Genomic DNA, 25,759 nt, shown 5'->3' on the forward strand with positions numbered 1-25,759 from the left:
CGCAGAGCTCGATATAATAAGTATGTTTTCGACTTCGGAACATATTGAGGCGATATGAGACAAGGTAAGCCCCCCCTTCCTAACGCCTCGACACACATCCGCCACATCAGGCGCTCCGCCTGGGTGACGACGACGCAATGGCGGCGCACATTACCTTATTGGGTGGGCGCCATCCTTGTCGGCATTGCCGCCGTCAGTTTCGCAGCGCTGGCCGATGCCGCAGCGCAGCTACGCAGTCAGGTCCTGTCTTGGGACCCGCGCGTCATGATCCTCGTCATGCCGTTCGGGCTGGGCCTTGCCACCTGGCTGACGCGGCGGTTTTTCCGTAGTGCGCAGGGCAGCGGCATACCGCAGACCATCGCCACACTGAATACGGAAGATTTCTCGCTGGTTGGCCGTATTCTGTCCCTTCGCGTCGCCCTCGCGAAAATCTTCATGACCGTGTTCGGCATTGCCGTCGGGGCGTCGATCGGGCGTGAAGGCCCGACCGTGCAGATCGGCGCCGCCATCATGCACGCTTTCTCCCGCCTCACGGGCACGGTTAATGTCACAATGCGGCGCGGCGCGATCCTTGCTGGCGGGGCGGCAGGCATATCCGCCGCCTTCAACACGCCCCTCGCCGGGATTGTCTTCGCGATTGAGGAATTAACCCATTCCTTTGAGCAGCGCACATCCGGCACCATGCTGACCTCTGTCATTATCTCCGGCGTCACGGCGCTCGCCCTGGTCGGGAATTACAGTTATTTCGGCCATACAAATGTGGAAGTCCCCGTCGGCACGGCCTGGGCCGCCGTGCTCGGATGCGGTATTTTCGGCGGGATTGCGGGCGGTTGTTTTTCAGCCACGCTTGTGCAGTTTTCACAGGGGCGGCCGCGCTTTATCAGTGCTTACGCCCAGGCGCGCCCCATCAAGTTTGCCATGCTATGCGGATTGGTGCTCGCCGTGATCGGGCTGATTTCACATGGCGCGACCTATGGCACCGGTTATGCGCAGGCACGCGCGATCATCGATGGGCGGGAGCATTATCCGGCGTCGTTCTTCCTCTATAAACTCTCCGCCACCGTCATCTCCTACTGGTCCGGCATTCCGGGCGGTATTTTTGCGCCTTCCCTTTCAGTGGGGGCGGGGATTGGCGGTTGGATCAGCCAGTTTCTGCCGCATACTTCGGCTGGCGCGGTCGTGTTACTTGGCGTCGTGGGGTATTTTTCAGCGGTGGTGCAGGCGCCCTTAACGGCCACCGTCATCGTGATGGAAATGTCCGATAATCAGCAAGTGACTTTGGCCTTCATGGCGACCTCCTTCCTCGCTTTCGGCGTGTCACGCGTTATCTGCAAGAAAAGCCTCTATGGCGCGCTGGCGGAACGTTTCATGACCAGCTTCTCACCGCCAACACGCATGAACGAAACGTCGCCCGTCCCGGAGGAAGTAACCTCATCGACGGATGAAGCCCTCCCCTCACCAAAGGGGGAGAGCCCGCCACATCATTAACGCCCCCGCGCGACGCAGAGGCGGAGTTTCCTATCGGAATAAGCTGCTGAGAAGGACGGGCACGCAGCCCGCCCCGACTGTTTTCAGAAAAGCTCGATATGGCTTTTGAAGCCCAGCATGGCCTGGTTCTTCAATGGCTTCATGCCGCCCGGATTGAAAAAATACTGGAAGTCCGGCGCGAAGGTGATCCCCCGGAAAACATGGATCTGATACATCGCCTCGAAAACATACGCGTTTTTCTGGGGGAAGAGCGAGCCATTCGGCAGTTTCATGCCTTGTTGCTGGTAGAGAAGCTGCGAGCGGTAAAGGTCGGGAGACACGCGCATATAGGTGAAGTTCAACCCCATCGCATCCAGAGGGCGGGATTTCCAGAACCCGCGATTTAACATACCGATGGAATATTGCTGCCACCGCGTGGAGGTTTCAGGCTGATTGAAATAAGTGACGCCCAGCAGCGTGATACCGGCATCCGGCGCACCACCCGGGTAATGATAGATCATCTGATCCGCAAGGCCCCAAGCTGCCCAGGCACCGTGATCATAGCGCACAGGCAGGCCCGATAAGGCGGCTGGCGTATTCATCCCGTCATAAAAGTTATCTTTGTGATCAGCCGTGTCATAGGCCATGCCGATTTTATAATGGCCGGGCAGTTGGTGATGCCGCCCGAAATTCGGCGTCCATGCGATTTCAACCGGCATTGCCGCACCGTCGATCGTCGCGCCGTTAAATTTAAAACCGGTGCGCATTTGGGCATTGCCGTAAATTGCCTGGGTTTGCGTCAGATACACGCCGAAAGAGAGGATCGTGTCCTTGGTTGGCCGCGTCCGCACCCTGAAAGCCCAGTTCGCGTCCGGGTAGGAGGCATGCGCCGTATTATCGCTCGATGCTTTCGGGTTGCCGCAGAAAGCGTTATTCATGAAGTTACAATAAAGCGGATTGGCCGAGAAGTCAGAAAGGAAGGACATACGTCCTGCCGCAAAGGCAAGGCGATCACTGAAAAGACTTTCCTCCGCATAAGCAAAGACAAGGTGGACGAAGACATTGCCACCACTGCCGTAAATTTCCTGACTCGGATTAAGATTATCACCGAACATCCGACTTGCCGGAATGCCGTAACGTCCGACGATAATGGCATGTGTCGCAAGGCCTCTGATGCCGGCGAGACGCTCCCAGTCAATATCATTTTCGAGAGAATACTGCCCGGCATTGCTCGCACCCTGTTTCAGGCCCAGCCCTGATGTCGGTCGATGCAGCATCCCTGACATTTCATTCGTGTTGTCGAGAAGAATAGCAATGCCCCGTTCCCGAAGCCAGGTATTGACGCCACCCGGATCCACCAGAATGGCCTCGGGCTGGGGAAGTTGCGGCACGCCGGTTTTAGCGACGTAACCGTGCTGGCGGTGCTTTGCCTTTTCCTGCGTCAGTTGCGACTGAAGCTGTGACGCCTGTGTCGGGAAATCCCCCGCCACCTTGGGAGAGGCGGGCGGCGCGCCATCTGCATGGGCGCTGGCAGAAAGGCCGAAAATCAAAGCGATGAGGGTGCCGGTCAACGGAACTCTTTTTTGCGTCTTCATCAATTCGCCTTCTTTGCGGAGATGTCGTTTTCCACTTTACTTCCCGGATGAGATGAAAATTCCCTCATAACCTGGAAATGTTACATTCAACACATTGAAATCACGTGACTAACGTGAAGTTTGTTTAATGTAAAGTGACCCCCAAATCATCGCTCGAAAATGTGAGCGGTGACACCGGGGAGTTATCCCGCACAAAAATTGATGAAAACGCATGATTTGTCAGGGCTCCATCAGCTCTTGAGGTCGAGGAGGTGAGATGCAACTTTATTTTTCAAAACTTAATTTATGTCGGTGCTGTAATGTTAAACGTCGCCACACATCCTGGCAACAGGGGCGGATCACTGAGGCGCCATTTACGCCCCTCGGCCAACGCCATCAGGATTTTGCTCGGCCCGCCATGCGTCACCACGGTTGCGTCAGATTTCTGACCTGTCACTTCCTGCCAGAAGGGCATGAGGCGCCTCTGCAACATCGAAACCGATTCGCCGCCACCCGGGCGGAAATTTTCCGGGTCACGCGCCCATGCATCAAGGTCACTTTTCGGGATCACATCCCATGGCACTTCCTCCCACATGCCGAAATCAAGCTCGGCAAGGCGGGAATCCACCTGCAGGTGAGAGGCCGAGCCAACAGCGAATCGCGCCGGTGTCAGACACCGCGCGGAGGGTGAGCAATATATCCGTCCCGACAACGGCCATGCGCGCGCGATGCGCTGCCAACCGGGTGCGAGGGGGCGCTCCGTCCTGCCGTAACAGACATGTCGCGGGTTCTCGATCGGGGGATGACGGATGAGGGTCAGGCGCATCTTATGACACCTCACGCACCTCACCACGCCGGGCGGGTGAAAATGGAGGTTTCATGTTACATCCGGCGTGACATCACATGAAAAAAACTTCCCGAGACTTGTCCGCGCTTACCGCCAGCCTTGCCGATCAGCTTCCCCGCGCCATCATAAATCGTCGCAAGCGCATCATCATGACCGGGGGCGATGACGCGCGCATAATGAAATTCATGCCCCCTGCAGATCGTGCCTTTCGGCCCGAGGATGGTGTCAGCCTCCAGATGAGCCTCCCGATAACCCAAGGACATTTTGCGGCGCGCAAAACTCGTTTGATGTGAAAGCAGCCCCAACATATTGTGTGTATGGCCCGACGCGTCCTCCAACGTTTCGCCAAGCACCATATAGCCGCCACATTCCCCGTGGACGGGCCGCGTGCGGGCAAATGCATGGATTGACCGCCTGAATTGATCGGATTGAGACAGGATACCGGCATGGAGTTCGGGATAACCACCCGGGAGCCAACATGCATCGCAATCCTCCGGTGGCCCTTCATCCGATAGGGGTGAGAAAAATCTGACCTCTGCCCCCTGGTCACGCCAGGCTTCAAGCAGATGCGGATAGATGAAGGTAAAAGCGGCATCACGCGCAACGGCAATATTCTGCCCCGGCGGCGGAAGCGGGATGAAGCGCGGCGTTGAAGGCGCCGTATCGCGCAACCGCCCGATATCCAGCTTGCAGGCCGCGTTGAGACAATCATCAAGTTCGTTCTCGCAGGCCATCTGGTGGGCCACCTCCTCAATCCCGGCCCGCCACGCCGCGTATTCAGATGGCTGTATGAGGCCGAGATGGCGGCGCGGCATGTTAAGAGACGCGGATCGCCGCATTGTGCCCAGCAACTTCACATCAAGATCAGCCGCGCAAAGCGTTTTATGCCGGTCCGAGGCGACATGATTGAACCAGACTCCGGCCAGTCGGACATCCTCACGCCACCGCGCGAAACCGCTTGCGATCATCGCAGCGGACTGCCCCTGCCCACGTACATCCATCACCAGCATCACCGGGATCTGCAACAACGCCGCCAGGTCCGCAGCACTGCCGCGACAACCCTGCATTGCATCGAAACCGTCATAAAGCCCCATTGATGCCTCAATGAGCACAAGGTCCGCACCCTCCGCGAGACGCGCGAGCTGATGACGCAGGTAAGTGGGTGACATGGCCCAGCCATCCAGGTTCGGGCACGGGGCTTCCGTGATGGCGGCGTGGAATTGCGGGTCGATGTAATCAGGCCCGCACTTGGCCGCCCGCACCCGCAGGCCCGCATTTTTGAAGGCCAGATGCAAAGCGAGCGTGACAGTGGTTTTGCCCGCGCCGGAATGCGGGGCGGCGATGATAAGGGCGCGCGTCATGGGGCAAGCGCCAGGGCGACGCTGTTGCTGCGCGGCTTCCATTTGCCATGCCGCCACATCTTTTCCAAACGTTGCCTTATATCCTCCCGCGCCTCAGGATTGGCATCGCGCAGAAACTGATCGCATTGCGTGTCGCCGAGTGTCGCGGCAAAAACGAGGTCAAATTGCGTATCAAATTGGGAGGGCAAAGTCACCGCGAACCCGCATAAAGCAGCGACAGCGCGGGCGATTTCAGCCGCGCCGCGATAATGATGGCGTTGCATCGCGGTGATCCAGGCAGGGTTCGTCAGCCGTCCGCGCGTGATCCGGGCAATCTCATCCTCCAACCGACGCAGGCGCATTTCTTGCCCGTCACTTGTATCGCCGTGCCAAAGACGCGGCTGCCCACCTGCCGCAGCGGCGGCAGCCGCAAGCCCACCCTCATGCGCTGCCCAATCCGGCGTATCGAGCAGATCCGTCTCAGCGTGGTCCTGCACATGCAGGATGAGTTCCGATTGTCGTAATTGCGCCCGAAAGGCCGCGCTTTCCGCCTCAGCACCTTCATCCTTATAGGCCCAGCCTGAGGCCGCCAGATAAGCCGCACCAATCTGCGCCGCATCCGCGCCATCCCAATGTGATAGCAGCGTTTCCACCCCCGCGCCATAATGTTGCGGCGCGGCGCCGAAAACGCGCACCGGGGCAGACGCAGCGACGAGGCCATTCCAATCCGCGGGCTCTTCACGCTGGGAGAGCGCCGCGACGGCCTGATTGAAAAGCGCGATCAATCCGGGGAAACCATCGCGGAACATGCCGGAAACGCGCAATGTGACATCGACGCGCGGGCGATCCAGCAGCGCCAGGGGCGTCACCTCAAAACCCTCCACGCGCCCGCTCTCATCGGCCCAGCGGGGCACGACACCCATCAGGGCGAAGGCCAGCGCCATATCCTCCCCACCCGTGCGGAATGTCGCGCTGCCCCATACATCCAGAACCATCTGCCGTAAATGACGCCCTTCCTCCTGAAGGTGCCGGGTCAGAAGATCATGACTGGTTTTGCGCGCCAGGTCACAGGCTGCGCGCGTCGGGAGGTGGCGTGGGTCCATTGTGGTCAGATTGCGCCCTGTCGGCAGGACATCCAGCCGCCCGCGCGTGGGCGCACCGGAAGGCCCGGGTGCAATGAAACGACCATCCAAGGCCGCCAGCAGGGCGCGGCGCTCGGACGCAGGGCATTGCGCCACGCATTCTCCGACCTTGACCGCATCGGCATGGCAGCTTTCTGCAATTGCCTTCGTCAATAATTCCTCACCCGGAGGGGTCTGCCCAAAAATATGCAGTCCGTCGCGGATCTGAAGATCTTTGACGTCGCATAACCAGGCATCAAGCCGCGCCAGAGCTTCATCTTCATTCAGTTGCGTGTCGGAAAGCCGGCATTCATCCCACAAACCGCAGGACTGCGCTTTGAGGATAATGTCCCGCCGCAGATTCTTCCCGCGTCGTCGGTCCATACCCTCCGCTTCCGCATATTCATCGATCAGGCGCTCAAGCGCTGCGAGGTGGTGGTCATGCCCGGCCTTGCGCATGGGGGGCGTCATATGCCCGATTGTCACCGCGCCAAGCCGCCGCTTTGCCGCCGCGGCCTCTCCGGGGTTATTGACAATAAAAGGGTAAATGACGGGCAGCCCTCGACAGAGTGCCTGCGGCAGACAGGCGCGCGACAGCGCCACCGCCTTGCCCGGCAGCCACTCCATCGTGCCATGTGTGCCGAGATGGATCATGGCATGCGGGGCCGCGACGTGATGCAGCCAAAGATAAAAACCGAGATAATCATGTCCCGGCATCGCATCGGGGTCGTGATAATGCGCCTTATGGTCCCCCGCCTGGCTTCGGCGCGGCTGCACGGCAACGCGCACTTTTCCATAAAGGTGGAAACGCGCCGAAATCGCCCGGTCCGGCGTGCCCCACACAGAAGTGACCGCTTCACGTAACGCTTGGGGAAGGGTCATAAAAAGCCGTTGATATTCCGCAGCGGACAGAATCGGGACGAATTGCGCCTCGGTGATTTGCCCTGCAATCGCAACCGGATCATCCGAAAATGTGTCATAGCCGGATTCAGCAAGCAATTGCAGGATGGACGCGATGCTTGCGAAACCATCCAGCCCGACAGCATGCGCCATCTGGCCTTCCGCACCGGGATAATCGGAAAGGATCAGCGCCAATCGACGCTGCGCGGGTGGGGTCGCCGCCAGCCGGGTCCAGCCTTCCGCCATGGAAACAGCCTGCGCCACACCTTCCGGGAAGGCTTCCCGCCGCGACGGGAAGCCGGGCGGCGCCTCTTGACGGAAGGAAATTGGCGGCCCGTCAATGCGCCCGTCCAGTTCCGGCAGGGCGATCTGCATGGCAATATCAGATTGGGAAAGACCGCGCGTGGCCTTCATCCATTGGGCGCGCGTTGCGCCCGGCTGTAGAAGTTGGATGACCGGCACCTGCGCACGGTCGAGAATGCTCGCATCCTCAGACAGATCATCCCTTCCCCCCTCCCGACGGGCGGAGAAAAACGTGGCATTCAGGATGATGTTCGGGGGCGCGCTCTCCATCATCTGCGCCAGCCAAGCCGCGACCGCGTCATTTTTCAATGAGGCGACGAAAAGCGCCTTTACGTCCATACCGGCCTCGGCCAGAGCCGTAACCAACGCGTCAATGCCTTCCAGATCACCCGCCGCCAGATGGGCGCGGTAAAAAATCACCCATGCTGTGCGCGACGCCCCAACGGCACGTTGCGTCTCTGACCTTGCCGCCATTGTGCGGTAAATACCGCAGGATGGAAGGCTCTCCGCAGACGCGCCATCATCTTCCGCCAGCCCCGCGAGGCTGCGCATCAATCGGAAAGCACCCGACCAGTTACCCTGCCCCCCCTCCTGAAAAAATCCATTCAGCCGAGACCATATCTCCGGGGAAACGGTTGATTTTTCCCGCAATGTGTCCGTGCCCTGACAGGCACCCGGAAGCAGGGCCAAAGCGATATTCCGGGCGCGGCATAGAGCCACCAGTTCCTCAACGCCGTAACGCCAATATTCCAGCCCACCAAGAAGGCGCACGACAATGACGCGCGCACCCGCCGCCGTCTTTTCAAGATAAAGATCGACGGACATAGGGTGGCGCAATCGTTGCAGATTAACAAGCTGGAGCGCACCTTCCCCGTCGGCACGCTGCGCGGCTGCGGCGGCTGAGAGGCCGAGGAGGTCACTATCGGTAAAGGACATGAGCAGAAGAGGCGCGGCCGGATGGTCCAGATCCTCCGCCACATCCTGTGCCTCGATATTATGCTGCTCACGCAGAAGAAGGTGCATGCCCTACCCGGTGAAGGCGCGGCGCACCGCGTCCTCATCCAGTCCCTTCTGCGCGATGACAACGATCTTCCCGGCAGCATTCGGCGCGGCTTGCGCGGGTCGGAGGGCCATCGGGGCAAATCCATGCTGGATGCGTTGGCCGACCGCCTGAATCCCCAGGGGCAGATCCCGATTTTGAATATGAGCGTAACCTTTCATACGCAGGATATTCTGCCCGGAAGCGGCGCGCTCAGCCTTGGCGATGAAAACCTCGACACTGTCCTGTAACGGCAGATCCATGACGAATGACACGAAATCATCATGCTCATGCACCTCCGCACCATCGTGATGCGAGGGTCGCGAGGCGAGGTCATTTTCCGCGGCGGCGGCGATGCCGAGGATAACGGTCGGGTCAACCCGTCCATGGCGCGCCACAACCACCCCGACCCGACGTGCGCGCGCATCAAGCTGGCTGATAACGGCGCGCAATTGTGATGATGAGACGAGGTCCGATTTATTGAGGATGACGAGATCCGCGGAATCAAGCTGATCCTCAAACACCTCAGCGAGGGGGTTATCATGGTCGAGGGAAGGATCCCCCGCCCTTTGGGCTGCCACGGCCTGCGGGTCATCCGCGAAGCGCCCTTCCGCCACAGCCGGGACATCGACGACGGTAATCACGCCATCCACCGTCATGCGCGTCCGGATGGAGGGCCAGTTAAACGCCTTCAGCAGGGGCTTCGGCAGGGCCAGCCCGGAGGTTTCGATCACCACATGTTCCGGCGGGTTGTCGCGGTCCAGAAGGCTTTGCATTGTCGGGATGAAATCATCCGCCACGGTGCAGCAGAGGCAGCCATTTGTCAGTTCAATGACTCCGGATTCCGCGCATCCTTCCACGCCGCAGCTCCTCAACGTGTCGCCATCCACCCCGACCGCGCCGAATTCATTGACAACAATCGCGATGCGACGCCCGTTCGCATGTTCGAGAAGGTGGCGCAGCAAGGTCGTTTTACCCGCACCGAGGAAGCCGGTGATAATGGTGACCGGAATTTTCGTGAGTTGAACGTTCATGCGAGATCCCTCTACGTAAAGGTCGGGAAACGACCGATCATGATTTTCTCAAGACTGGCAGGCCGTTTGGAAGGCAGGACGACGCCGCGCGCTGAGCGGCGATAGGCTGCGATATATGTCAGCAGGTCCTGCGCCAGTCCGGCATGAAGATGGCCCATCAGCCAACCCCACTTTCCGGGCATGGAAATCGTGGCGGAACATCTATTCCGGCAGGATGCCAGGCAATTCACGCCAACCACCTCGACACTTCCATCATTGGCCTCTGTGACAGCATCATAAAGCTTCTGGCCGGAAATTTCCTTATCGGTCGCGGCGCAGGTGAGGCATATGCTCAGATGCGGGCGGGTCGCGGCATTTTCATTCATCATGGACGCCTTTGCGGCGGAAAAGAAGCGCGACAAAACGGCCAGCGCACGCAACGTGCATCGGCAAAAAACCGCAACGAGCGTCAAGCCCCGCGGCATTCCATACCGACCGGGCACCCCGCCAGCCAGTATCGTCGACTCAAATGATGCGAGGCAGGTCTCCTGGCTCGTGGCGCGGATCGCTCCTTCAGGGCACCTTCCCGGACATCCTCTTAAGACGCCCAGTGGCGCGATCGCCCTGATATCAAACCACTTACAGTTGCGAGGGCAGCGCCGGCCTGACCCATCTCCCTTGAAAATCATCGGAGTCTGGGCGCACCGTCTTCCCCTTTAAGCCCGTGAGGGCACCTCGGTAACAGATCATCACTATATCTTAACGGCGCGTCGAGGCAAGATATGTGCAAGGCGCCAGGCTGATTGCCTCATCACCCGCGAAAAGCCTATGGTCAGACAGTGTCAAAGTGATGCTTCCCAACGGGACATGGTCGGATCTGCAACGTAATCGAAATGTTTGACCTTCATGATGTGTCGATGGCCTGACCCGATGATCCACGCAAACCCATGACAAAAGACAGGGAACGCCCCCCTTTAAGGCGCGGCTGGACAACGGGCAGTTGCGCCACCGCCGCAGCAAAATCCGCCTGGAGCTGGCTTCAGACGGGTCAATTCCCCGACCCTGTCACCATCACTCTGCCGAATCAACGTCAGGTCAGCTTCGCTTTGGATGGATGCGGTCAGATGGGTGAGTCGGCCTGGGCGCGCATCATCAAGGATGCGGGTGATGACCCGGATGTGACGCATGGCGCGCTCATCACCGCTTCGGTTGCGCGCGGCGCGGCCGGACAAGGCGTGACTTTCAAAGCAGGTGAAGGTGTGGGCGTCATCACCCGCCCGGGCCTGCCCCTCCCGCCCGGTGCCCCGGCCATCAACCCGGTGCCACGCCGCATGATCACGCAAGCCCTCATGGAAATCACCCCTCAAGGCGCCGACGCCATCGTGACCATCAGTATCGAAAATGGTGAAGCCCTTGCCCGTCAGACGCTCAATCCGAGATTGGGCATCGTCGGTGGCCTTTCAATATTGGGGACAACCGGCATCGTCGTGCCATTTTCCTGCTCTGCGTGGATCGATACAATTCACCGCGGCATTGATGTTGCGCGCGCCAGCGGCCTCACACATATTGCGGGCAGCACGGGCAACACGTCGGAAGCCTGCGTCAAAGCTTTTTACGATCTTCCTGACGCGGCCCTGATTGAGATGGGTGATTTTGTCGGGGGGATGCTGAAATATCTTCGCCAGCATCCTGTCCCGCATCTCACCATCGCGGGGGGGATCGCAAAAATGGCCAAGCTGGCGCAGGGCCATCTGGACCTCCATTCAAGCCGCACCCTGGCGGACCCGGGCAGTCTCGCCATCATGGCGGAAAAACTCGGCGTCACGTCGGAGATCAGGGAGGGGATGCGCCGCGCCAATACGGTGCTGGAGGCGTTTCAACGCGCAAATCATCCCGCTTTGGGCGATCTGATCGCGGCGGAAGCGGCTTCCGTCACGCGCGCCTGCCTCGCCCCATCCGACATTGAGGTCGATGTCATTGTAACGGACCGTGAAGGGCGGATTGTCGGCCGAACGACACCGCGCCCCGCATGAAAGAACACGCCGTGGGAGAAACGCGCCACCGCCTAGCTGAAAACGGTCCAGCCCGTCATCTGCACAAGGCGCTCAAGCGCATAAGTCCCGAGTAAGGAATTCCCCGCGGCGCATAAACCCGGGGACCAGACAGCGATGGACGCAACCCCGGGTGCGATCGCCAGGATGCCGCCCCCGACGCCGGATTTACCCGGCAGACCCACTTTGATGGCGAAATTACCCGATGCGTCATAATGCCCGCACATCATCATCAAAGCGAGGATCAGGCGGGTATGCGCAGCCGTTGCGACGGGCTGATGCGCGGCCGGATTCACGCCTTCCATCATAAGGTAGCGCCCCGCCCGCGCGAGCTGGGTGCAACTCATCGTCAGGGCGCATTGATGGAAGTAGGCGTCCAGCGTTTCCTCGACATCATGACGTATATTGCCGAAGACCCGCATATATTGGGCCAGCGCCACATTGCGATGCCCGGAAAGTTTTTCCGCCCGGGCGGTCGTCTCATTAATGCTGACGGGCGACTCCCCCGTTGCGGCTGGTCCTGAAAGATCACGCACGAGGGCCAGCAATCTGTCCTGCATACCTTGCGCACCATAGCGTGCAGTAAGGATATCTGCGATGACGATGGCGCCCGCATTGATAAACGGATTGCGGGGGATGCCGTGCTCGCTCTCAAGCTGCACGATGGAGTTAAACGGCGTGCCGGAAGGCTCACGCCCGACGCGCTGCCAGATTTCAGCCGCATCATGTTGAAGCGCCAGTGTCAGGGCGAAGATTTTCGACACACTCTGGATTGAAAAACCTTCCTACGCATCTCCCGTCCGGGCGCATGTGCCATCTGCCATGCAGACAGACATGCCGAATTTGTCCAGAGAGACATCGGCAAGGGGTGGGATATAATCCGCCACCCGCCCGCGATAGGTGATTTTCGCAATTTCGGACGCGATCTGCGCCAGCATCCCATCTAAATTCTGCATCGCCACTTGAGTTCTGGCCCCCTCGCCTTTGGCGCGCCTTTTAACGTGCGTTAAGTCTTAACGTAAACAGGGCGGCCCGGGCCTTGCGATAAATTGACGCATCTTGCGGAGAACGCGAGAGTTTCGTTGAAAGTCCCCTCCTGACGCGACGCGTTAAAGAGAGTGGCTAATATGCAACAGACGTAAGCCGAGTGTCACGAAACAAGCTCGTTTCAAATGAGAGTTATTGTCAACAACACGTTATAATGTACATTAACCTTCTCGTTGGAAACAGGCAATGTTTTGTCGCAGAGAGAGCATTTCGTGGCATGGTGACGCGTCTTGAAAATGGGATAGGAAGATAATGCAAGGCGACGTTTCCACACCGAAGGCTTCAGCGCAAAATCGCGACAGAGTCAGCCTTCCGGAGGTTTTCTCCACCGTTCGGGTGGCATCACCGGACCAGAACTGGGCACGCAAATTATTTTCCTATATGGGCCCCGGCTATCTTGTCGCTGTCGGCTATATGGACCCCGGTAACTGGGCGACGGATCTGCAAGGGGGGGCGCAATATGGCTACCGCCTGCTCTGTGTGATCCTCTTGTCCAATTTCATGGCAATTTTGTTACAGGCACTCAGTGCACGCCTTGGCATCGCGACAGGTCGGGACCTGGCGCAGGCATGTCGGGAATGGTGCCCGCATTGGCTGAGTTTCCCGCTCTGGATCGCCTGTGAAATCGCCATCATTGCATGTGACGTCGCAGAAGTGATCGGCACCGCGATCGCCCTGCAGCTTCTATTCCATATTCCATTCCTGATCGGGACCGTCATTTCCGTTCTCGACGCGCTGCTCGTCTTATTTTTTATGCGGCGGGGCTTCCGGTTTCTGGAGGCCTTTATTGCTGCGCTGCTGGGGGTGATTGCTCTGTGCTTTACGCTCCAGATTATCGCCGCCGCGCCACCTGTCGCCGAATTACTGCGCGGTTTCATCCCGCATCGCGACGTGGTGACGCATCCCGGGATGCTTTACATCGCCATCGGCGTCATTGGCGCAACAGTGATGCCGCATAATCTTTACCTCCATTCCGCCATCGTCCAGACCCGCGCCTACGGCGCCTCAATCGCTGAACGTCGTGACGCCCTGCGCTGGAGTGTCACGGATAGTTCCGTCGCCCTGATGCTCGCCCTCTTCATCAATGCCGCCATTCTGATTGTCGCCGCCGCGGCCTTTCACAACACGGCCTATCAGAATGTTGCGGAAATTGAGGATGCGTATCGCCTGCTTTCCCCCGTTCTGGGTTTCGGGCTGGCCTCAACGCTTTTCGCGATTGCGCTGCTCGCCGCGGGCACAAATTCCACCATTACCGGGACGCTGGCCGGTCAGATTGTCATGGAGGGGTTCCTCCATCTCCGCATGGCGCCCTGGGCGCGGCGGCTTCTGACACGTGGCATCGCCATCATCCCGGTGATTTTCACCGTCGCCTTCTATGGCGATGGCAGTGTCAACACGCTTCTGATCGCAAGTCAGGTCGTGTTGTCGCTGCAACTGCCTTTTGCGGTGATACCGCTCATCCTCTTTGTCTCAAGCCGCAAAATCATGGGGCCATTCCAGCTTCGTAAGAGTTTTGCCGTCGCGAGCTGGGGCGTGGCGGGGATCATCCTGGCACTGAATGTGAAGCTGCTTATCGACACTCTTTTCTGAAAATTTTGTTCAACAGAGGCATAAAAATGATTCGACGACCTGAAAATCGAGCTAAACGCGCCTCTCGTCATGCTCTTATTTCGTATCAGGCAGATTTGTCACGGTCTGGCCTGATGTTAAGCCGCAGGACAAAGCTGTGCTGCGCCGCCTGCTTCCTCTCGACAGCCCCCTGTCTTGCCCAGGCGCAGGGTGACGCGTTGCGCAAAGATGCGTCCGGGGCGTCCCAACGTCCCGCTTCCACGCAAAAAGCCCCGTCACAGGCCCGCACGTCGTCGCGCGCCTATCAATCGTCGGAAGAAGAGTCGATTACCGTCTCAGCGAAGCTGGATCACGCGCGGGCGCGGATTTTCCCCAATCTCGGTGCCGTTTCCTATAAAATTGATCAACGCCAGATCAACGTCACGCCCGGGGGCCAGAATGCCTCAATCAGCCAATATCTATTGCGCGTGCCCGGGGTGGTGCAGGACGGGAATGGCCAGATCCATGTGCGCGGTGACCATAATAACCTCACTTATCGCGTCAATGGCATTCTCCTCCCTGAAAGCCTCAATGGTTATGCGCAGGATCTCGATAGCCGCATCATTCAATCCGTCTCCCTGCTGACCGGCACATTGCCCGCGCAATTCGGCTTTCGTACGGCGGGCGTCATTGACGTCACGACGAAGACGGGCGCGAGCCTGAAAGAAAATCAGCTGGGCATTTACGGTGGGAGCTACAACACCATCAACCCCTCCCTGCAAATGGGTGGCAGTAAGGGGAAATGGGACTGGTTTTTCGTCACATCCTATAATCAGGATAATATCGGTATCGACAACCCGACAGCGTCATTCCGCCCCACACATGACCGGACGCGTCAGGGGAAAGGCTTCACCTATCTCTCTTATCGCGTAGATGATCAGAACCGGATCTCCCTCCTCGGCAGTGCGTCGTATCAGCATTTCCAACTGCCGAACACGACAGCTCTGCCCATCAAGTTTGATAATGGCCTGATTCCCCCCGGTGATCAAACCATCCAATCCCGTCTTTTGCGGGATACACAGCTTGAACAAGATTATTACGGCGTCCTGTCATGGCAGCACACGGCGGATCGCTATAATATGCAGCTTTCCCCCTATATCAGCTATGGGCGCATCAATTATAATCCCGACCGCCTGCGTGACCTGTCATTTCAGGGCATCGCTCAGCAGGAAATGAATGACTACATCACGGGCGGGGCGCAATTTGACAATTCCTATCGCCTGACATCCGACCACACTTTGCGTTTCGGGCTTATCGGGCAATATACGTCCGAGCGGCTCAGGACGCAGAGCCTGGCCTTTGCCACATCAGATGAGGGTGAGCAGCTTTCACGCCTCCCCATGTCAATTTACGATGCATCCGGTAACTGGGCCGTGCAGGCCGCCGCTTACCTTCAGGATGAATATCGCGTGACGCGGAACCTGACTTTCAATTATGGACTGCGCTGGGATCAATTCGCATCAAATTTCGTGAATGACCATCAGATCAGCCCGCGCGCCAATTTCGTCTGGAAAGTGACGCCGAAACTTTCGGCCCATATCGGCTATGCGCGTTATTTTACGCCACCGAGCCCGCAATATATCGGCCTGGCCACCTTGCAGAAATTCGTCAATACCACCTCAGCGCCTGAAAGCCTGATTGAGTCGCCTCTGAAGGTTGAGCACAGCCATTACATTGATGCCGGTATCCTCTATAAAGTGACGCCGCATTACCAGATCACACTGGATGCGTTTAATAAATGGGCGAAAAACCTTGGCGATATCGGGCAGTTCGGCCGCGCGGTTATCAACACGCCCTTCAGTTACCGCACGGGACAGGTTTACGGTGCCGAATTGTCAAATAGCTGGCGCAAGGGCGGCTGGTCACTCTTCGGCAATGTGTCCTACGTGCATACACGCGCACGCGACATCAACTCGGCGGAATATCAGTTCGAAGCGGCGGAGCTTGCCTACATCAAGCAGCACGCCATCGCGCTGGACCATCAGGCTTCCATCGCCGCGTCAGCCGGCGCCTCCTATGAAACGCGGCACGATATGGCCTATCTCGATTTCGTCTATAGTAGTGGCTTGCGATCCGGCTTCGCCAATCAGGGGACGCAGCCGCAATATGCCGTTTTCAATATCGGCTATCAGCACAGCTTCCTGAATACGCCCACCCATCACCCGATCAAAATGCGGCTCGACATCGCCAACCTCTTTGACCGTCGTTACCAGATTCGTGACGGCGAGGGCGTTGGCGTTTTTCAGGCGCAATATGGTCGGAGACGGGCCGCTTATATGACGCTCATCACTTCCTTCTAAAACGTCACATGATCAGCGAGGCAGCGTCGAAAATGGCGCTGCCCAGCCTGCGGAGGTTAAGCGTAGATTTCGGAAACAATTCACGATTCCTCGTGTTTCGGTTGAGGCGATTGCAATATTGTCAGGACGGTGCGTAAACTCGTCACAACATGTTTCCGGGCGCCCCCGGCGCTTCGGACGTTCAGGCGAGTAAATTCGGCCTTGAGGAGTCAGATTGACGTGCTGCTTGCGTTTGAACAGGGCCTGCTGAAATCCCCGCAATATATCCCGATGTTTCTGCGTATGAAGCTGGCGCTGACATCTTCCACCCTGGCGCCGGCACAATGGGAACGTCTCACCCCGCATGAAAAAGCCGAGTTGCTCATCTTCCCCGGCATCCAGGCGGAGGATCACGCAGCCTTCGCATCGCGCGTCCTTGAATTACTGGGGCAGCATCAGCTTCATTCTTCCGAAACGCTTCAGAGCCCTGACAATGCATCATGGTCCCATCCCGGCAAACCCGATGCCGCCGTCACGGCGCGTCTGGAAGCTGAAAAAATTCCGCCGCTCACGGAGCCGCAATGGAATGATCTGAGTCCTCTCCAGCGTTTCACCCTCATCACCCTCGCCAGAACGCCGGATCTGCAGGAATATCTTGCCCTGGCACTCAGGGAGTTTCGTGCAGGCGAGTGAGTAAAACTTACCCATCTTACGGCTGAAGCGCACATCGCCTGCGCAAACCAAATTCATCAGGAGGACTCAATGTCTTTAACCCCTCAAGTCAGCGACATCCTCAAAAATTACGAATCTGACAATCCGGGCACCAAAGCCAATCTTGTGCGCCTGCTGAATACCGGAAAGCTGGCCGGGACGGGCAAACTCGTCATTCTTCCGGTCGATCAGGGCTTTGAACACGGGCCCGCGCGCTCCTTCGCCGCCAACCCGGCCGGTTATGACCCGCATTATCATTTCTCCCTCGCGATTGAGGCCGGGCTCAACGCCTTTGCAGCGCCGATCGGCATGTTGGAGGCCGGGGCCTCAAGTTTCGCGGGTCAGATCCCGCTGATCCTGAAGTGCAACAGCTCCAACTCCCTCGCGACGGAGAAGGACCAGGCCGTGACCGGCACAGTGCCGGATGCGCTGCGCCTCGGATGTTCAGCCATCGGCTTCACGATTTATCCCGGCTCCGAATATTGCTTCAAACAGATGAATGAATTGCGGGAGCTGGCCGAGGAGGCCAAAGCGGCCGGGCTTGTCGTCGTGGTCTGGAGTTATCCTCGGGGGCCGATGCTGGATAAAGCCGGGGAAACAGCCGTCGATATCTGCGCCTACGCGGCGCATATGGCGGCGGAAGCCGGTGCGCACATCATCAAGGTCAAGCCGCCAACCGATGCGCTCTCTCTCCCCGCGGCTAAAAAAGTCTATGAGGCGGAGAAAATCGACATCAGCTCAATGGAAGCGCGCGTCCGGCATATCGTGCAAAGCAGCTTCGCGGGGCGCCGCATCTTGATCTTTTCGGGCGGGGAACATGCGGACACGAAAAGCCTGCTCGAAACCATTCGCGCTATCAAAGCAGGTGGGGCGAACGGGTCGATCATCGGGCGCAATAGTTTTCAACGCCCGAAGAAGGAAGCCCTCGCCCTGCTTTCTGAAATCACCGATATTTTCAAAGGCTGATATCGATGCCGCGTCGCTCTGACATCAGGCGACGCGGCGTGAAATCGGGGCACACCGGCACTGGACCGATAAATTCAGTCGTGCTCCCCGGTCAGCTCCCGTCAGACGCGGCGGCCTCGTAGGCGTCCAGAACATCCTTTGCCGGGCCGTCCATACGCATCCGGCCATGCTCCAGCCAGATGATGCGCGTGCACCATTTGCGCAGCACGTGAAGCTCATGCGATGTCAGGACGAGTATATCCGCGTGATCAACAAGGCTATGAAGACGCTGCTCCGCGCGCTCATGAAAGCCCTGATCACCCGCCATGAACCATTCATCCATCAATAAAATATCCGGACGCGGGGCTGTCGCCAGCGCGAAACCCAACCTGACACCCATGCCAGCGGAGTAAAGGCGAACCGGCATATCCAGAAACGCCCCCAATTCCGCGAAGGATTCGACATCCTGCTCCAACAATTGGGAGGCTTGCCGCGTATAACCCAATGAGGCGGCATAAAGCCGGATATTTTCGCGCCCGGTGAGATCCGGGTTCATACCCGCACCCGCATCCAGAAGTGAGTGCACATCGCCCATAATGTGCAGATCTCCCTGCGACGATTCGAAAATACCGGCGATTGCCCGCAGCAGGGTCGATTTACCAGCGCCATTATGCCCGACAAGCCCGACACGTTCTCCAGCATGGATGGTAAATGTGATGTCATGCAGGGCGCGCACCACAGCGACGTTGTTTTCCATTACCACCTCACCCCCGACAGGTGAGATTTTTTTGATGTTCTGCCGCACATTTTTAAAGAGCGTTTTTTTGAGCGACCGCGCATTGCCGCTGTAAATCGGGTAGGACAGGCCGAATTGGGTCATACGGATCTGCGTCACGGGGCTTATATCCAATAAGGAATTTTTGAACGTGCGGCGCGGAACACGATCAGGGCAAGTCCGATCAGCACAAGGCTGAACAGGATCGCAACAATGTAATTTTCCGCACGCGGCATCGCCCCGAGAAGCGGTGCCCGTACGATCGTTAAAAGGCTGAAAAGCGGGTTGAGCCGCAGCCAGCGACTATCCTCCCCGAGTTGCTCCGGCTGCCAGATGATGGGCGTGACGTAAAAGGCGATCTGCATGACAGCGCCGATAATCTGAGGAATATCCCGGTAGCGGGCGCAGATACTGCCAAAAACCATACACACGGCGAAACCATCAACCGCCCACACCGCCATGCCGGCCAAGCTCCAGAGCGCCATCGGCTTCAAGGCGATGCCAAACCAGATGAAAACAGCAATCGGGACCGGAATGACATGCGCGAGCGCAAGGCTGTTGCGCATCAATGTACGTAAAATCTGGACGGTGAGGGGTAATTTGGCGGCAAATATCTGCGCGCGTGCCGCGGTGAAACACCCGCATGATTCCATGACCACCGGGGAAAACCACGAAAACCAAATGGCGAAGGAAATTGCCGTGTAAGGCAGATATCCGACGAGATCAATCTGGAATAACCGGGCATAGACGATGCCCATCGCCACGACCATGACGGCAAATGACAGGGTCAGCCACAAAGGCCCTAGAAACGACCCCTTATAACGCAGGCGGATATCCGTCCAGGCCAGTTTCGCCGCGTAGCGGGACATGCGCAAACCGCCTGAAATGTCGCGCATCATCATCAGGCCGAGGCCGCGCACGGGGAGGTCCGGTTCGTTCTCTGACATGTTGGTGGGCGCGGATGTCTGCATCATTCTGCCCTACCCGATCAGACCCTGCGTCACAACCGATAAAGCGCGTCAGGCGCGTCGCTTTCAGGCCCGCGCGGTGAGATCTCTATGAACCTTCCCGCTTTTATGGCATTATGATCGGCGACAGTGTCATCGAAGTTCCTCATGGTTCTGCCGGATGGGGACTCATTTTAAAGCAGTCAGGCCCGCCGCCATGCCGCGTTACCATGCCTCTTATGCGCGCCTAAACCATATCTCGGTTTGCCGGCAGATCCGCCGATTCCTGACGCGGGCGATTTTACCCGTTTTTCTCGCAATTTATCTTGCAGCCTGCGCCGGCGGACCGCACCGCCCCGGCATGCCGGTCTCGCAGGAGGAGGCTGCCTATCGCAGCCACGCAAAGCGCTATTACGCGCCTCCCGGGCCACCTTCTGACCCGTGGGGCCCTTATATCAGGGAAGCCTCCTCACGTTTCGATGTGCCTGAGACATGGATTCGCGCCGTGATCCATCAGGAATCCGGCGGCAATCTTTATGATCATAGCGGGCAGCTCATCACCTCTGTGCCGGGCGCGATGGGGCTCATGCAGCTCATGCCGCCCACCTATGATGAATTGAAAGCGCAATATCGTCTCGGCCCTGACCCGTATGATCCGCATGATAATATTCTGGCAGGCACAGCGTACATCCGGCAGATGTATGAAATTTACGGCTCCCCCGGCTTTCTCGCCGCTTATAATTACGGGCCGGGCAGCCTCGATAATTACCTCAAAACCGGGCGCGCCCTCCCGCGGGAAACGCGTCAATATGTCGCAAATATCGGTCGGCGCATCAAAGGTGTGACACCTGTCAACCGTTCGGCGGCGGACCTCATGGTTGCGCGTTATGAGGCATCGCCCCCGCCCTCAACGTCCCGCATCGCTGTCCGCAATACGTGGCGGCGGAACAGCCAGAAGCGACGCGTTTATAAATCTCGCAACATTCAGGTGGCGCAAGCGCCCATGCGCGCGGCAGGCGGACGGGTGAGGACGGACGCGAAACATGTCCTCAAAGCCAATGTCAAACGCGCCACGTACAGGACGCATGTCAAAACACGGGGTTGGACAGGCACGACAGCGGCGAAGCCGATACCGATCGGGCACCATCTGAAGGCGACACCTGTTAAAAAGCGCGCCATTCAGCCGAAAGCCCGTGTCACGCCCAAAGCGGCCCCGTCTCATCGCAAAGTCGCGAAGCGAAAAGCGGCCAAATAGGCGCTCACCCTGCTCGAACAATTTTACGAGATGCCTGCTTGAAGGCGCTTTGACCCCTCCGCGCCTCTTGACGCAAAGGCCCGCATTAGTGCCGCAAAAAGCGAGATCCGCCTTCCCAAGAAGCCGAACGCCGCTTAAACACCCTATGGATCAAACCGCGCCGCCAGGCCGTTTCAGGGGTTACGCATGAGCAAAGAGGATCGCTACGCCGGTTTACTGCCGCTCTTCCGAGAAGAGTCCGCGCCGGAGGGCCATCTTGTCGGGTCATCCACCCCCCTCCGCCTGAAAGATGATGTCAGAAGCACCGCCATCTATGACGGGCCGAAATCCTGCTATCGTTATCAGCTCCACCGTGTCTGGGATGCTGCCGGGCCCAGCCTCCTCTGGATCATGATGAATCCCTCGGTCGCGACGGAGTATGGTGATGATCGCACCGTCGCAAAATGTCAGAAATGGGCGCGTATGTGGGGTTACGGAGCCATTTTCGTCGGTAACAGCTTTGCCTATCGCTGCACGGATCAGAAACGCCTCGTGGAAGTCACGGACCCTGTCGGGCCGGGCAATGACGACGCCCTTCTGACGATGGCACGCAAGGCTGATAAACTCATCCTCGCTTATGGATCCCCCACCAACCCTGCTTTGCGCCAACGTGGGCGGGATGTTGCCCAAAAGCTCGCCGCGGCAGGACATCAGCTTCATGTCATGCGCCTCACCGCATCCGGTCGGCCGGAACATCCCCTTTATTTGCCCCTCGCCCTCAAACCTGTCGCCATCCAGCTCAAGGACATCGCCTGAAGCCGGTCACGTCCTGCCCGGCGGTTGGAAGGATGGCTGATCGGGCCTTTTCCACATCGGGGTGCGGCTGACGTGCGACGTCCCTGCAAAGGCGCATGTACGCTGGTAAATCTGAAGCCGCTTAAAGCCAAAAAAACTGCATTTTCTTTCTTAACCCTGTTGCCATTCCCTGAAAGTGCTGGTAGTTCCCCTCTCACTGTTTGACGCGGATGTTCAAAGCGCTTCCTGCTCAATCAGTCAGCATCGTTTGACGATGCTTCGCGGGTGTAGCTCAGTTGGTTAGAGCGCCGGCCTGTCACGCCGGAGGTCGCGGGTTCGAGCCCCGTCACTCGCGCCATCATCTCCTTCCCATTTCCCTTATCAGGACGCGGTTTTGCGTCAGCAATGCCCGCATGATGATGCGGCGCCACCGACGGTTTCCAGGACAGATGCAGGTCAGATGGATGCGGCGTACGCGTTCAGAACCGCGTCGGGTGGCCCGTCCTGCCGGATCTCACCCCCTTCAAGCCAGATGATCCGGGTGCACCATTGCCGCAAAACATCCTCCACATGGGAGGAGAGGACCATAATCTCACTCGAATCCACCAGGCGCTCCAGCCGCAGGCGGGCGCGCTCCATGAAACGGGCGTCCCCTGCCATCATCCACTCATCCATCAGAAGGATCTGCGGCGTAATCGCAGAAGCAAGTCCGAAAGCCAGACGCAGCGCCATGCCCGAACTATAGGTTTTGACAGGCAGGTCGATGAAAGAGCCCAGCTCAGCAAAATTGGCGACATCCTCCAGCACGCTGCGATAAGCCTTCCGCGAGCATCCTGAAAAAAGACAGCGCAGGTGGATATTCTCCGCCCCGGTCAATTCCGGATTCATGCCCAATTGCGCATCCAGCAATGCGCTGAAACGGCCCTCAATGGTGATCCGGCCTGAAAGCGGCGCGTAGATCCCCGCCAGCGCCCGCATGAGCGTGGTTTTGCCCGCGCCATTCCGGCCGACAAGCCCCAGACGCTCTCCCGACCTGACTGAGAAGGAAATATCCCGCAACACCTGGACGGAAAGGCGGTGACGCTCATCCTCCTCAAGGACACCCCCTGTGGCGTTGCGCTTCGCATCCTGCACGCGCGCACCCAGCCAACGGCGCAGATTGCGGCTGTCCGCATGGTAAATGGGAAAAGACAGGCTCAGCTTTTCAACGAGAAGCGATGTCATATTTACACCCAATAAGCGAGCCGCGCGCGGAAACGGGCGAAAATGATAAAAGCCACGACCATCAGGATGGCACTATGGATCATGGCGGCTTCCCAGATTCTGATTGGAAGCGCCTGCCCCATTGCCGGGAGCCGGACAATCTCTATCAATGGATAAAACGGATTATAAATCAGCCAGGGCTCCATGGAGTGCGCCAGTTCAGGCTTCCACATGACCGGCGTGATGAAGAAGAAGATCTGAAGCACCGTCGCAATGGTCGGCCCTACATCACGAAACCGCGCACCCAGCACGCCCAGCAGCGTCATGACAGCGAGGCTGTCAATAAACCATAGCGCAAACCCCGCCAGAATAAGCGGATCATGGCGCGGCGTGACATCGCAAAGATAAAAGACAATGGCAATGACGACGACGTTATGCGCCATGACAATGAAATTCCGGATAACGGCGCGGGAGATGTAAACGGCAAAAGGCACGTCCGACGACAGGATAAGTCCGGCATTATCGACGAAAATCATTGCACCCTCCCCCCAGACAGTGCTGATGAAACTCCACATCACGAGGGAGATGGACAGGAAGGGCAGATATTCCCCGAACGGCATATGAAACAGGCGCGCATAAAGCACACCCAGCGCGGCAATCATGACGGCCGTGGATAATGTCAGCCAGAAGGGGCCGAGAATGGACCCCCTGTAACGAAGCTTGATATCCAGCCAGCCCAGCGTCACGCTGAGGCGGGATAATTCAAGGCCGCGCCGCACATCATCCAGCACGGCCGTCAGGCGCGCGCGCCCGTTTGTCGGCTGATAGACACGCCGCTCACCATGACCGTCCGAACGCGTTGCCCGTTGCGCTGCGGCTTCCATTTGCTGCATAATTCCCCCGGCACATGTCTAAGTGCGATGTTTACCGCCTTTCGGGGGGGAAATCTTCCGTAAAATGCGGCTTCGCTCAAGGTGGCGCTGCCGCAACTTATTTTGCGCACGCATCATCGCGAAAGCCGTCATAACTGGGAAGGCGTCACCAACTTGTCCGCGATATCGATCTTCATGATCGCTTTTGTCACGACCGGGTATCTGCTGGCACCGATCGTGACATTTTTCGTGCTACGCAACATCAACAAAACCCGGTAAGCCATTTGCCCAATGGCGTCACGGGAGGATGCTCCCCGCACCGCGCATCCTGTTACGGAGCTGCCACCATCCCATGACATGTTCTTCCGCCATCCTGTCACGTCTTACGCCGATCGCCACCTTACTGACGATTATGCTGCCCCTCTTCCTCACCCATGGGCGTGGTGTGGCGGAATTTTCAATCAGTGCCCTGAGCGTTCTCTTTCTCATACGGAGCGTCGCCGCGGCAGACTGGTCGTTTCTGTCGGAAAACTGGATGAAATGGGCCTTATTATGGTGGGCATGGCAGATTTTCTGCTCCCTCCCCATTCTTGACGGAGTCGGAAGATCCGGCCTCACCCAGGCCATCCTCTCCATACGTTTCGCCCTGTTTGCCGCCGCCCTGCAATGCTGGACGCTGCGTGAGGGGTGGGCACGTCGATGGATGACGGGACTTATCTGCGCCTGCACATGTTACATCGCCATCCAAATTTTCATTCAGGCGCTCTTCGGTCACAATCTCTTCGGGGTGCCGCGTGCTGCGGATGGCACGCTGACAGGGCCCTATGCCCATTCCCGCGCCGCGGCCCCCTTGTCACGGCTTGCGCCGCCCACGCTCATGCTGGTTTTCGCGGCGCTTTACACCCGGTTCGGCGCACGGCGCGGCGTGTTTGCAGGTATCATCCTGACCGCCTTGTCCTTGACCGCTCTGATATTGGCAGGTCAACGCATGCCAACCGCATTAATGCTGCTCGGCATTATGCTCTGCGCGCTTCTTTACCGTCCCTACCGATGGGTGGGCCTGATCGGGCTGGTGACAACGCCGGTCATCATGCTGGGCGTCAAAAACTTCTCCCACCGCAGTACGGATCATCTGATCACCCTCGCCCATCAGCAATTGGCGCATTTCGCGCAATCACATTACGGACTGATTTTTACCCGCGTCTGGATGATCGTCGCACAACATCCATGGACCGGCCTCGGATTCGATGCCTTCCGCCATGGGTGCGCGCAGCCCGCTTATTTCCATGGTTTCACCACGTTGGGGCAGCGCCCGGATGGGGGTGGGGCGGCCATCTGCGTGCAGCATGCGCATAATCATTACCTTCAGGCGCTCAGCAATGGCGGGTGGCCGGGATTGATCCTGTTTGTGATGATGGTCATCGCACTTCTGGTGGCATTGTGGCCGCGAGAGGGGCGTCACCATGCTTGGCGGGTGGGGCTGTTCGTGGCATTTATCGTGCAGGAATGGCCAATCGCCTCCACCAGCGACTTCCTGAATCTCCCATTGGGAGGCTGGGCATTTTTACTGATCGGCGTCGGGTTGGCGGAGGCTCGCGCCATCAGGCCCGACAGACATCAATCGCGGCCCCCTTTTGAAAGTGATGCGAGGCCCCATCATCAGGTCAGGGCCGATAAGAGTTAAGGCG

The 25,759-nt window shown here is 58.4% G+C and carries 20 protein-coding genes, 1 tRNA gene, 1 pseudogene and 1 riboswitch; of the genes and pseudogenes, 10 read left to right on the top strand and 12 right to left on the bottom strand.

From position 1 onward, the window contains the following. The first annotated feature begins 54 nt into the window (after positions 1-54). Positions 55-1,488, top strand: a complete 1,434-nt coding sequence (locus tag N5W20_RS06195) for a chloride channel protein (RefSeq protein ID WP_319806296.1) — start codon at positions 55-57, stop codon at positions 1,486-1,488. Positions 1,489-1,571: 83 nt separating this feature from the next. Here N5W20_RS06195 and N5W20_RS06200 read toward each other — a convergent pair whose 3' ends face one another. The 6 genes from N5W20_RS06200 to N5W20_RS06225 form a co-directional block, all read right to left on the bottom strand. After that, a complete protein-coding gene (locus N5W20_RS06200) occupies positions 1,572-3,062 on the bottom strand; it encodes a carbohydrate porin (protein ID WP_319806297.1) in 1,491 nt (496 codons plus the stop codon). 283 nt (positions 3,063-3,345) lie between these two features. Continuing rightward, positions 3,346-3,867 carry a histidine phosphatase family protein gene (locus N5W20_RS06205; protein ID WP_319806298.1) on the bottom strand — a complete coding sequence of 174 codons (522 nt, stop codon included), beginning with the start codon at positions 3,865-3,867 and terminating at the stop codon, positions 3,346-3,348. A gap of 56 nt (positions 3,868-3,923) precedes the next feature. After that, on the bottom strand, positions 3,924-5,249 hold the full coding sequence (locus N5W20_RS06210; RefSeq protein ID WP_319806299.1) for a cobyrinate a,c-diamide synthase: 1,326 nt from the start codon (positions 5,247-5,249) through the stop codon (positions 3,924-3,926). Next, a complete protein-coding gene (cobN, locus tag N5W20_RS06215; protein WP_319806300.1) occupies positions 5,246-8,575 on the bottom strand; it encodes a cobaltochelatase subunit CobN in 3,330 nt (1,109 codons plus the stop codon). The genes N5W20_RS06210 and cobN overlap by 4 nt, the downstream gene beginning before the upstream one ends. A gap of 3 nt (positions 8,576-8,578) precedes the next feature. Next, positions 8,579-9,625, bottom strand: a complete 1,047-nt coding sequence (cobW, locus tag N5W20_RS06220) for a cobalamin biosynthesis protein CobW (RefSeq protein WP_319806301.1) — start codon at positions 9,623-9,625, stop codon at positions 8,579-8,581. 11 nt (positions 9,626-9,636) lie between these two features. Further along, on the bottom strand, positions 9,637-9,993 hold the full coding sequence (locus tag N5W20_RS06225) for a DUF1636 domain-containing protein (protein ID WP_319806302.1): 357 nt from the start codon (positions 9,991-9,993) through the stop codon (positions 9,637-9,639). A gap of 132 nt (positions 9,994-10,125) precedes the next feature. Continuing rightward, a riboswitch (cobalamin riboswitch) is annotated at positions 10,126-10,358 on the bottom strand. A 193-nt stretch (positions 10,359-10,551) separates the two neighbouring features. Between N5W20_RS06225 and N5W20_RS06230 the strand changes: the two genes are divergently transcribed. Continuing rightward, positions 10,552-11,637, top strand: a complete 1,086-nt coding sequence (locus N5W20_RS06230) for a cobalt-precorrin-5B (C(1))-methyltransferase (protein WP_319806303.1) — start codon at positions 10,552-10,554, stop codon at positions 11,635-11,637. A gap of 32 nt (positions 11,638-11,669) precedes the next feature. On the opposite strand, the pseudogene N5W20_RS06235 reads toward N5W20_RS06230, so the two are convergent. Beyond that, positions 11,670-12,611: pseudogene (locus N5W20_RS06235) on the bottom strand (glutaminase). A 343-nt stretch (positions 12,612-12,954) separates the two neighbouring features. Here N5W20_RS06235 and N5W20_RS06240 point away from each other — a divergent pair. The 4 genes from N5W20_RS06240 to N5W20_RS06255 all read left to right on the top strand — a co-directional run bounded on the left by N5W20_RS06240 (position 12,955) and on the right by N5W20_RS06255 (position 18,266). Then, complete coding sequence (locus N5W20_RS06240; RefSeq protein WP_319806304.1) at positions 12,955-14,292, top strand: Nramp family divalent metal transporter; 1,338 nt, start codon at positions 12,955-12,957, stop codon at positions 14,290-14,292. Between the two features lie 113 nt (positions 14,293-14,405). Further along, positions 14,406-16,610 (top strand): TonB-dependent receptor, encoded by a 2,205-nt coding sequence (locus N5W20_RS06245; RefSeq protein WP_319806305.1) that lies wholly within the window; start codon positions 14,406-14,408, stop codon positions 16,608-16,610. Positions 16,611-16,829: 219 nt separating this feature from the next. Beyond that, positions 16,830-17,282 (top strand): nitrate reductase associated protein, encoded by a 453-nt coding sequence (locus N5W20_RS06250; RefSeq protein WP_319806306.1) that lies wholly within the window; start codon positions 16,830-16,832, stop codon positions 17,280-17,282. Positions 17,283-17,351: 69 nt separating this feature from the next. Further along, positions 17,352-18,266, top strand: a complete 915-nt coding sequence (locus N5W20_RS06255; protein WP_319806307.1) for a class I fructose-bisphosphate aldolase — start codon at positions 17,352-17,354, stop codon at positions 18,264-18,266. Between the two features lie 91 nt (positions 18,267-18,357). Here the strand turns inward: N5W20_RS06255 and N5W20_RS06260 are convergent, their stop codons facing one another. Beyond that, a complete protein-coding gene (locus N5W20_RS06260) occupies positions 18,358-19,125 on the bottom strand; it encodes an ABC transporter ATP-binding protein (protein ID WP_408869440.1) in 768 nt (255 codons plus the stop codon). 20 nt (positions 19,126-19,145) lie between these two features. Then, positions 19,146-19,994, bottom strand: a complete 849-nt coding sequence (locus N5W20_RS06265; RefSeq protein ID WP_319806309.1) for an ABC transporter permease — start codon at positions 19,992-19,994, stop codon at positions 19,146-19,148. Between the two features lie 334 nt (positions 19,995-20,328). Between N5W20_RS06265 and N5W20_RS06270 the strand changes: the two genes are divergently transcribed. From N5W20_RS06270 to N5W20_RS06280, 3 genes are all read left to right on the top strand, one after another. Further along, positions 20,329-21,222 (top strand): lytic transglycosylase domain-containing protein, encoded by an 894-nt coding sequence (locus tag N5W20_RS06270; RefSeq protein ID WP_319806310.1) that lies wholly within the window; start codon positions 20,329-20,331, stop codon positions 21,220-21,222. A 186-nt stretch (positions 21,223-21,408) separates the two neighbouring features. Continuing rightward, the gene (locus N5W20_RS06275; protein WP_319806311.1) at positions 21,409-22,017 is read left to right on the top strand and encodes a DUF1643 domain-containing protein; all 609 of its coding nucleotides are present in this window, start codon (positions 21,409-21,411) and stop codon (positions 22,015-22,017) included. A 260-nt stretch (positions 22,018-22,277) separates the two neighbouring features. After that, positions 22,278-22,354 (top strand) — tRNA-Asp (locus tag N5W20_RS06280). Positions 22,355-22,452: 98 nt separating this feature from the next. Here N5W20_RS06280 and N5W20_RS06285 read toward each other — a convergent pair. The 3 genes from N5W20_RS06285 to N5W20_RS06295 form a co-directional block, all read right to left on the bottom strand. Further along, complete coding sequence (locus N5W20_RS06285; RefSeq protein WP_319806312.1) at positions 22,453-23,220, bottom strand: ABC transporter ATP-binding protein; 768 nt, start codon at positions 23,218-23,220, stop codon at positions 22,453-22,455. A gap of 2 nt (positions 23,221-23,222) precedes the next feature. After that, entirely contained in the window at positions 23,223-24,092 is an 870-nt protein-coding gene (locus tag N5W20_RS06290; RefSeq protein WP_319806313.1) for an ABC transporter permease, read from the bottom strand. Positions 24,093-24,220: 128 nt separating this feature from the next. After that, on the bottom strand, positions 24,221-24,430 hold the full coding sequence (locus tag N5W20_RS06295; RefSeq protein WP_319806314.1) for a hypothetical protein: 210 nt from the start codon (positions 24,428-24,430) through the stop codon (positions 24,221-24,223). Here N5W20_RS06295 and N5W20_RS06300 point away from each other — a divergent pair. Then, positions 24,424-25,755: an O-antigen ligase family protein gene (locus tag N5W20_RS06300; RefSeq protein WP_319806315.1), complete on the top strand. Its 1,332-nt coding sequence runs from the start codon at positions 24,424-24,426 to the stop codon at positions 25,753-25,755. The two genes, N5W20_RS06295 and N5W20_RS06300, sit on opposite strands and share 7 nt — an antisense overlap. Positions 25,756-25,759 lie beyond the last annotated feature (4 nt).

This window comes from Candidatus Kirkpatrickella diaphorinae (genome assembly GCF_025736875.1).
Lineage (GTDB): Bacteria > Pseudomonadota > Alphaproteobacteria > Acetobacterales > Acetobacteraceae > Sorlinia > Sorlinia diaphorinae.

What these genes read in the sequence shown, in the direction of transcription:
- N5W20_RS06195 (WP_319806296.1), top strand. Translation starts at nt 55, where the DNA reads ATGAGACAAGGTAAGCCCCCCCTTCCTAACGCCTCGACACACATCCGC.
- N5W20_RS06200 (WP_319806297.1), bottom strand. Translation starts at nt 3,062, where the DNA reads ATGAAGACGCAAAAAAGAGTTCCGTTGACCGGCACCCTCATCGCTTTG.
- N5W20_RS06205 (WP_319806298.1), bottom strand. Translation starts at nt 3,867, where the DNA reads ATGCGCCTGACCCTCATCCGTCATCCCCCGATCGAGAACCCGCGACAT.
- N5W20_RS06210 (WP_319806299.1), bottom strand. Translation starts at nt 5,249, where the DNA reads ATGACGCGCGCCCTTATCATCGCCGCCCCGCATTCCGGCGCGGGCAAA.
- cobN (WP_319806300.1), bottom strand. Translation starts at nt 8,575, where the DNA reads ATGCACCTTCTTCTGCGTGAGCAGCATAATATCGAGGCACAGGATGTG.
- cobW (WP_319806301.1), bottom strand. Translation starts at nt 9,625, where the DNA reads ATGAACGTTCAACTCACGAAAATTCCGGTCACCATTATCACCGGCTTC.
- N5W20_RS06225 (WP_319806302.1), bottom strand. Translation starts at nt 9,993, where the DNA reads ATGATGAATGAAAATGCCGCGACCCGCCCGCATCTGAGCATATGCCTC.
- N5W20_RS06230 (WP_319806303.1), top strand. Translation starts at nt 10,552, where the DNA reads ATGACAAAAGACAGGGAACGCCCCCCTTTAAGGCGCGGCTGGACAACG.
- N5W20_RS06240 (WP_319806304.1), top strand. Translation starts at nt 12,955, where the DNA reads ATGCAAGGCGACGTTTCCACACCGAAGGCTTCAGCGCAAAATCGCGAC.
- N5W20_RS06245 (WP_319806305.1), top strand. Translation starts at nt 14,406, where the DNA reads ATGTTAAGCCGCAGGACAAAGCTGTGCTGCGCCGCCTGCTTCCTCTCG.
- N5W20_RS06255 (WP_319806307.1), top strand. Translation starts at nt 17,352, where the DNA reads ATGTCTTTAACCCCTCAAGTCAGCGACATCCTCAAAAATTACGAATCT.
- N5W20_RS06260 (WP_408869440.1), bottom strand. Translation starts at nt 19,125, where the DNA reads ATGACCCAATTCGGCCTGTCCTACCCGATTTACAGCGGCAATGCGCGG.
- N5W20_RS06265 (WP_319806309.1), bottom strand. Translation starts at nt 19,994, where the DNA reads ATGATGCAGACATCCGCGCCCACCAACATGTCAGAGAACGAACCGGAC.
- N5W20_RS06270 (WP_319806310.1), top strand. Translation starts at nt 20,329, where the DNA reads ATGCCGGTCTCGCAGGAGGAGGCTGCCTATCGCAGCCACGCAAAGCGC.
- N5W20_RS06275 (WP_319806311.1), top strand. Translation starts at nt 21,409, where the DNA reads ATGAGCAAAGAGGATCGCTACGCCGGTTTACTGCCGCTCTTCCGAGAA.
- N5W20_RS06285 (WP_319806312.1), bottom strand. Translation starts at nt 23,220, where the DNA reads ATGACATCGCTTCTCGTTGAAAAGCTGAGCCTGTCTTTTCCCATTTAC.
- N5W20_RS06290 (WP_319806313.1), bottom strand. Translation starts at nt 24,092, where the DNA reads ATGCAGCAAATGGAAGCCGCAGCGCAACGGGCAACGCGTTCGGACGGT.
- N5W20_RS06300 (WP_319806315.1), top strand. Translation starts at nt 24,424, where the DNA reads ATGACATGTTCTTCCGCCATCCTGTCACGTCTTACGCCGATCGCCACC.
- N5W20_RS06295 (WP_319806314.1), bottom strand. Translation starts at nt 24,430, where the DNA reads ATGTCATGGGATGGTGGCAGCTCCGTAACAGGATGCGCGGTGCGGGGA.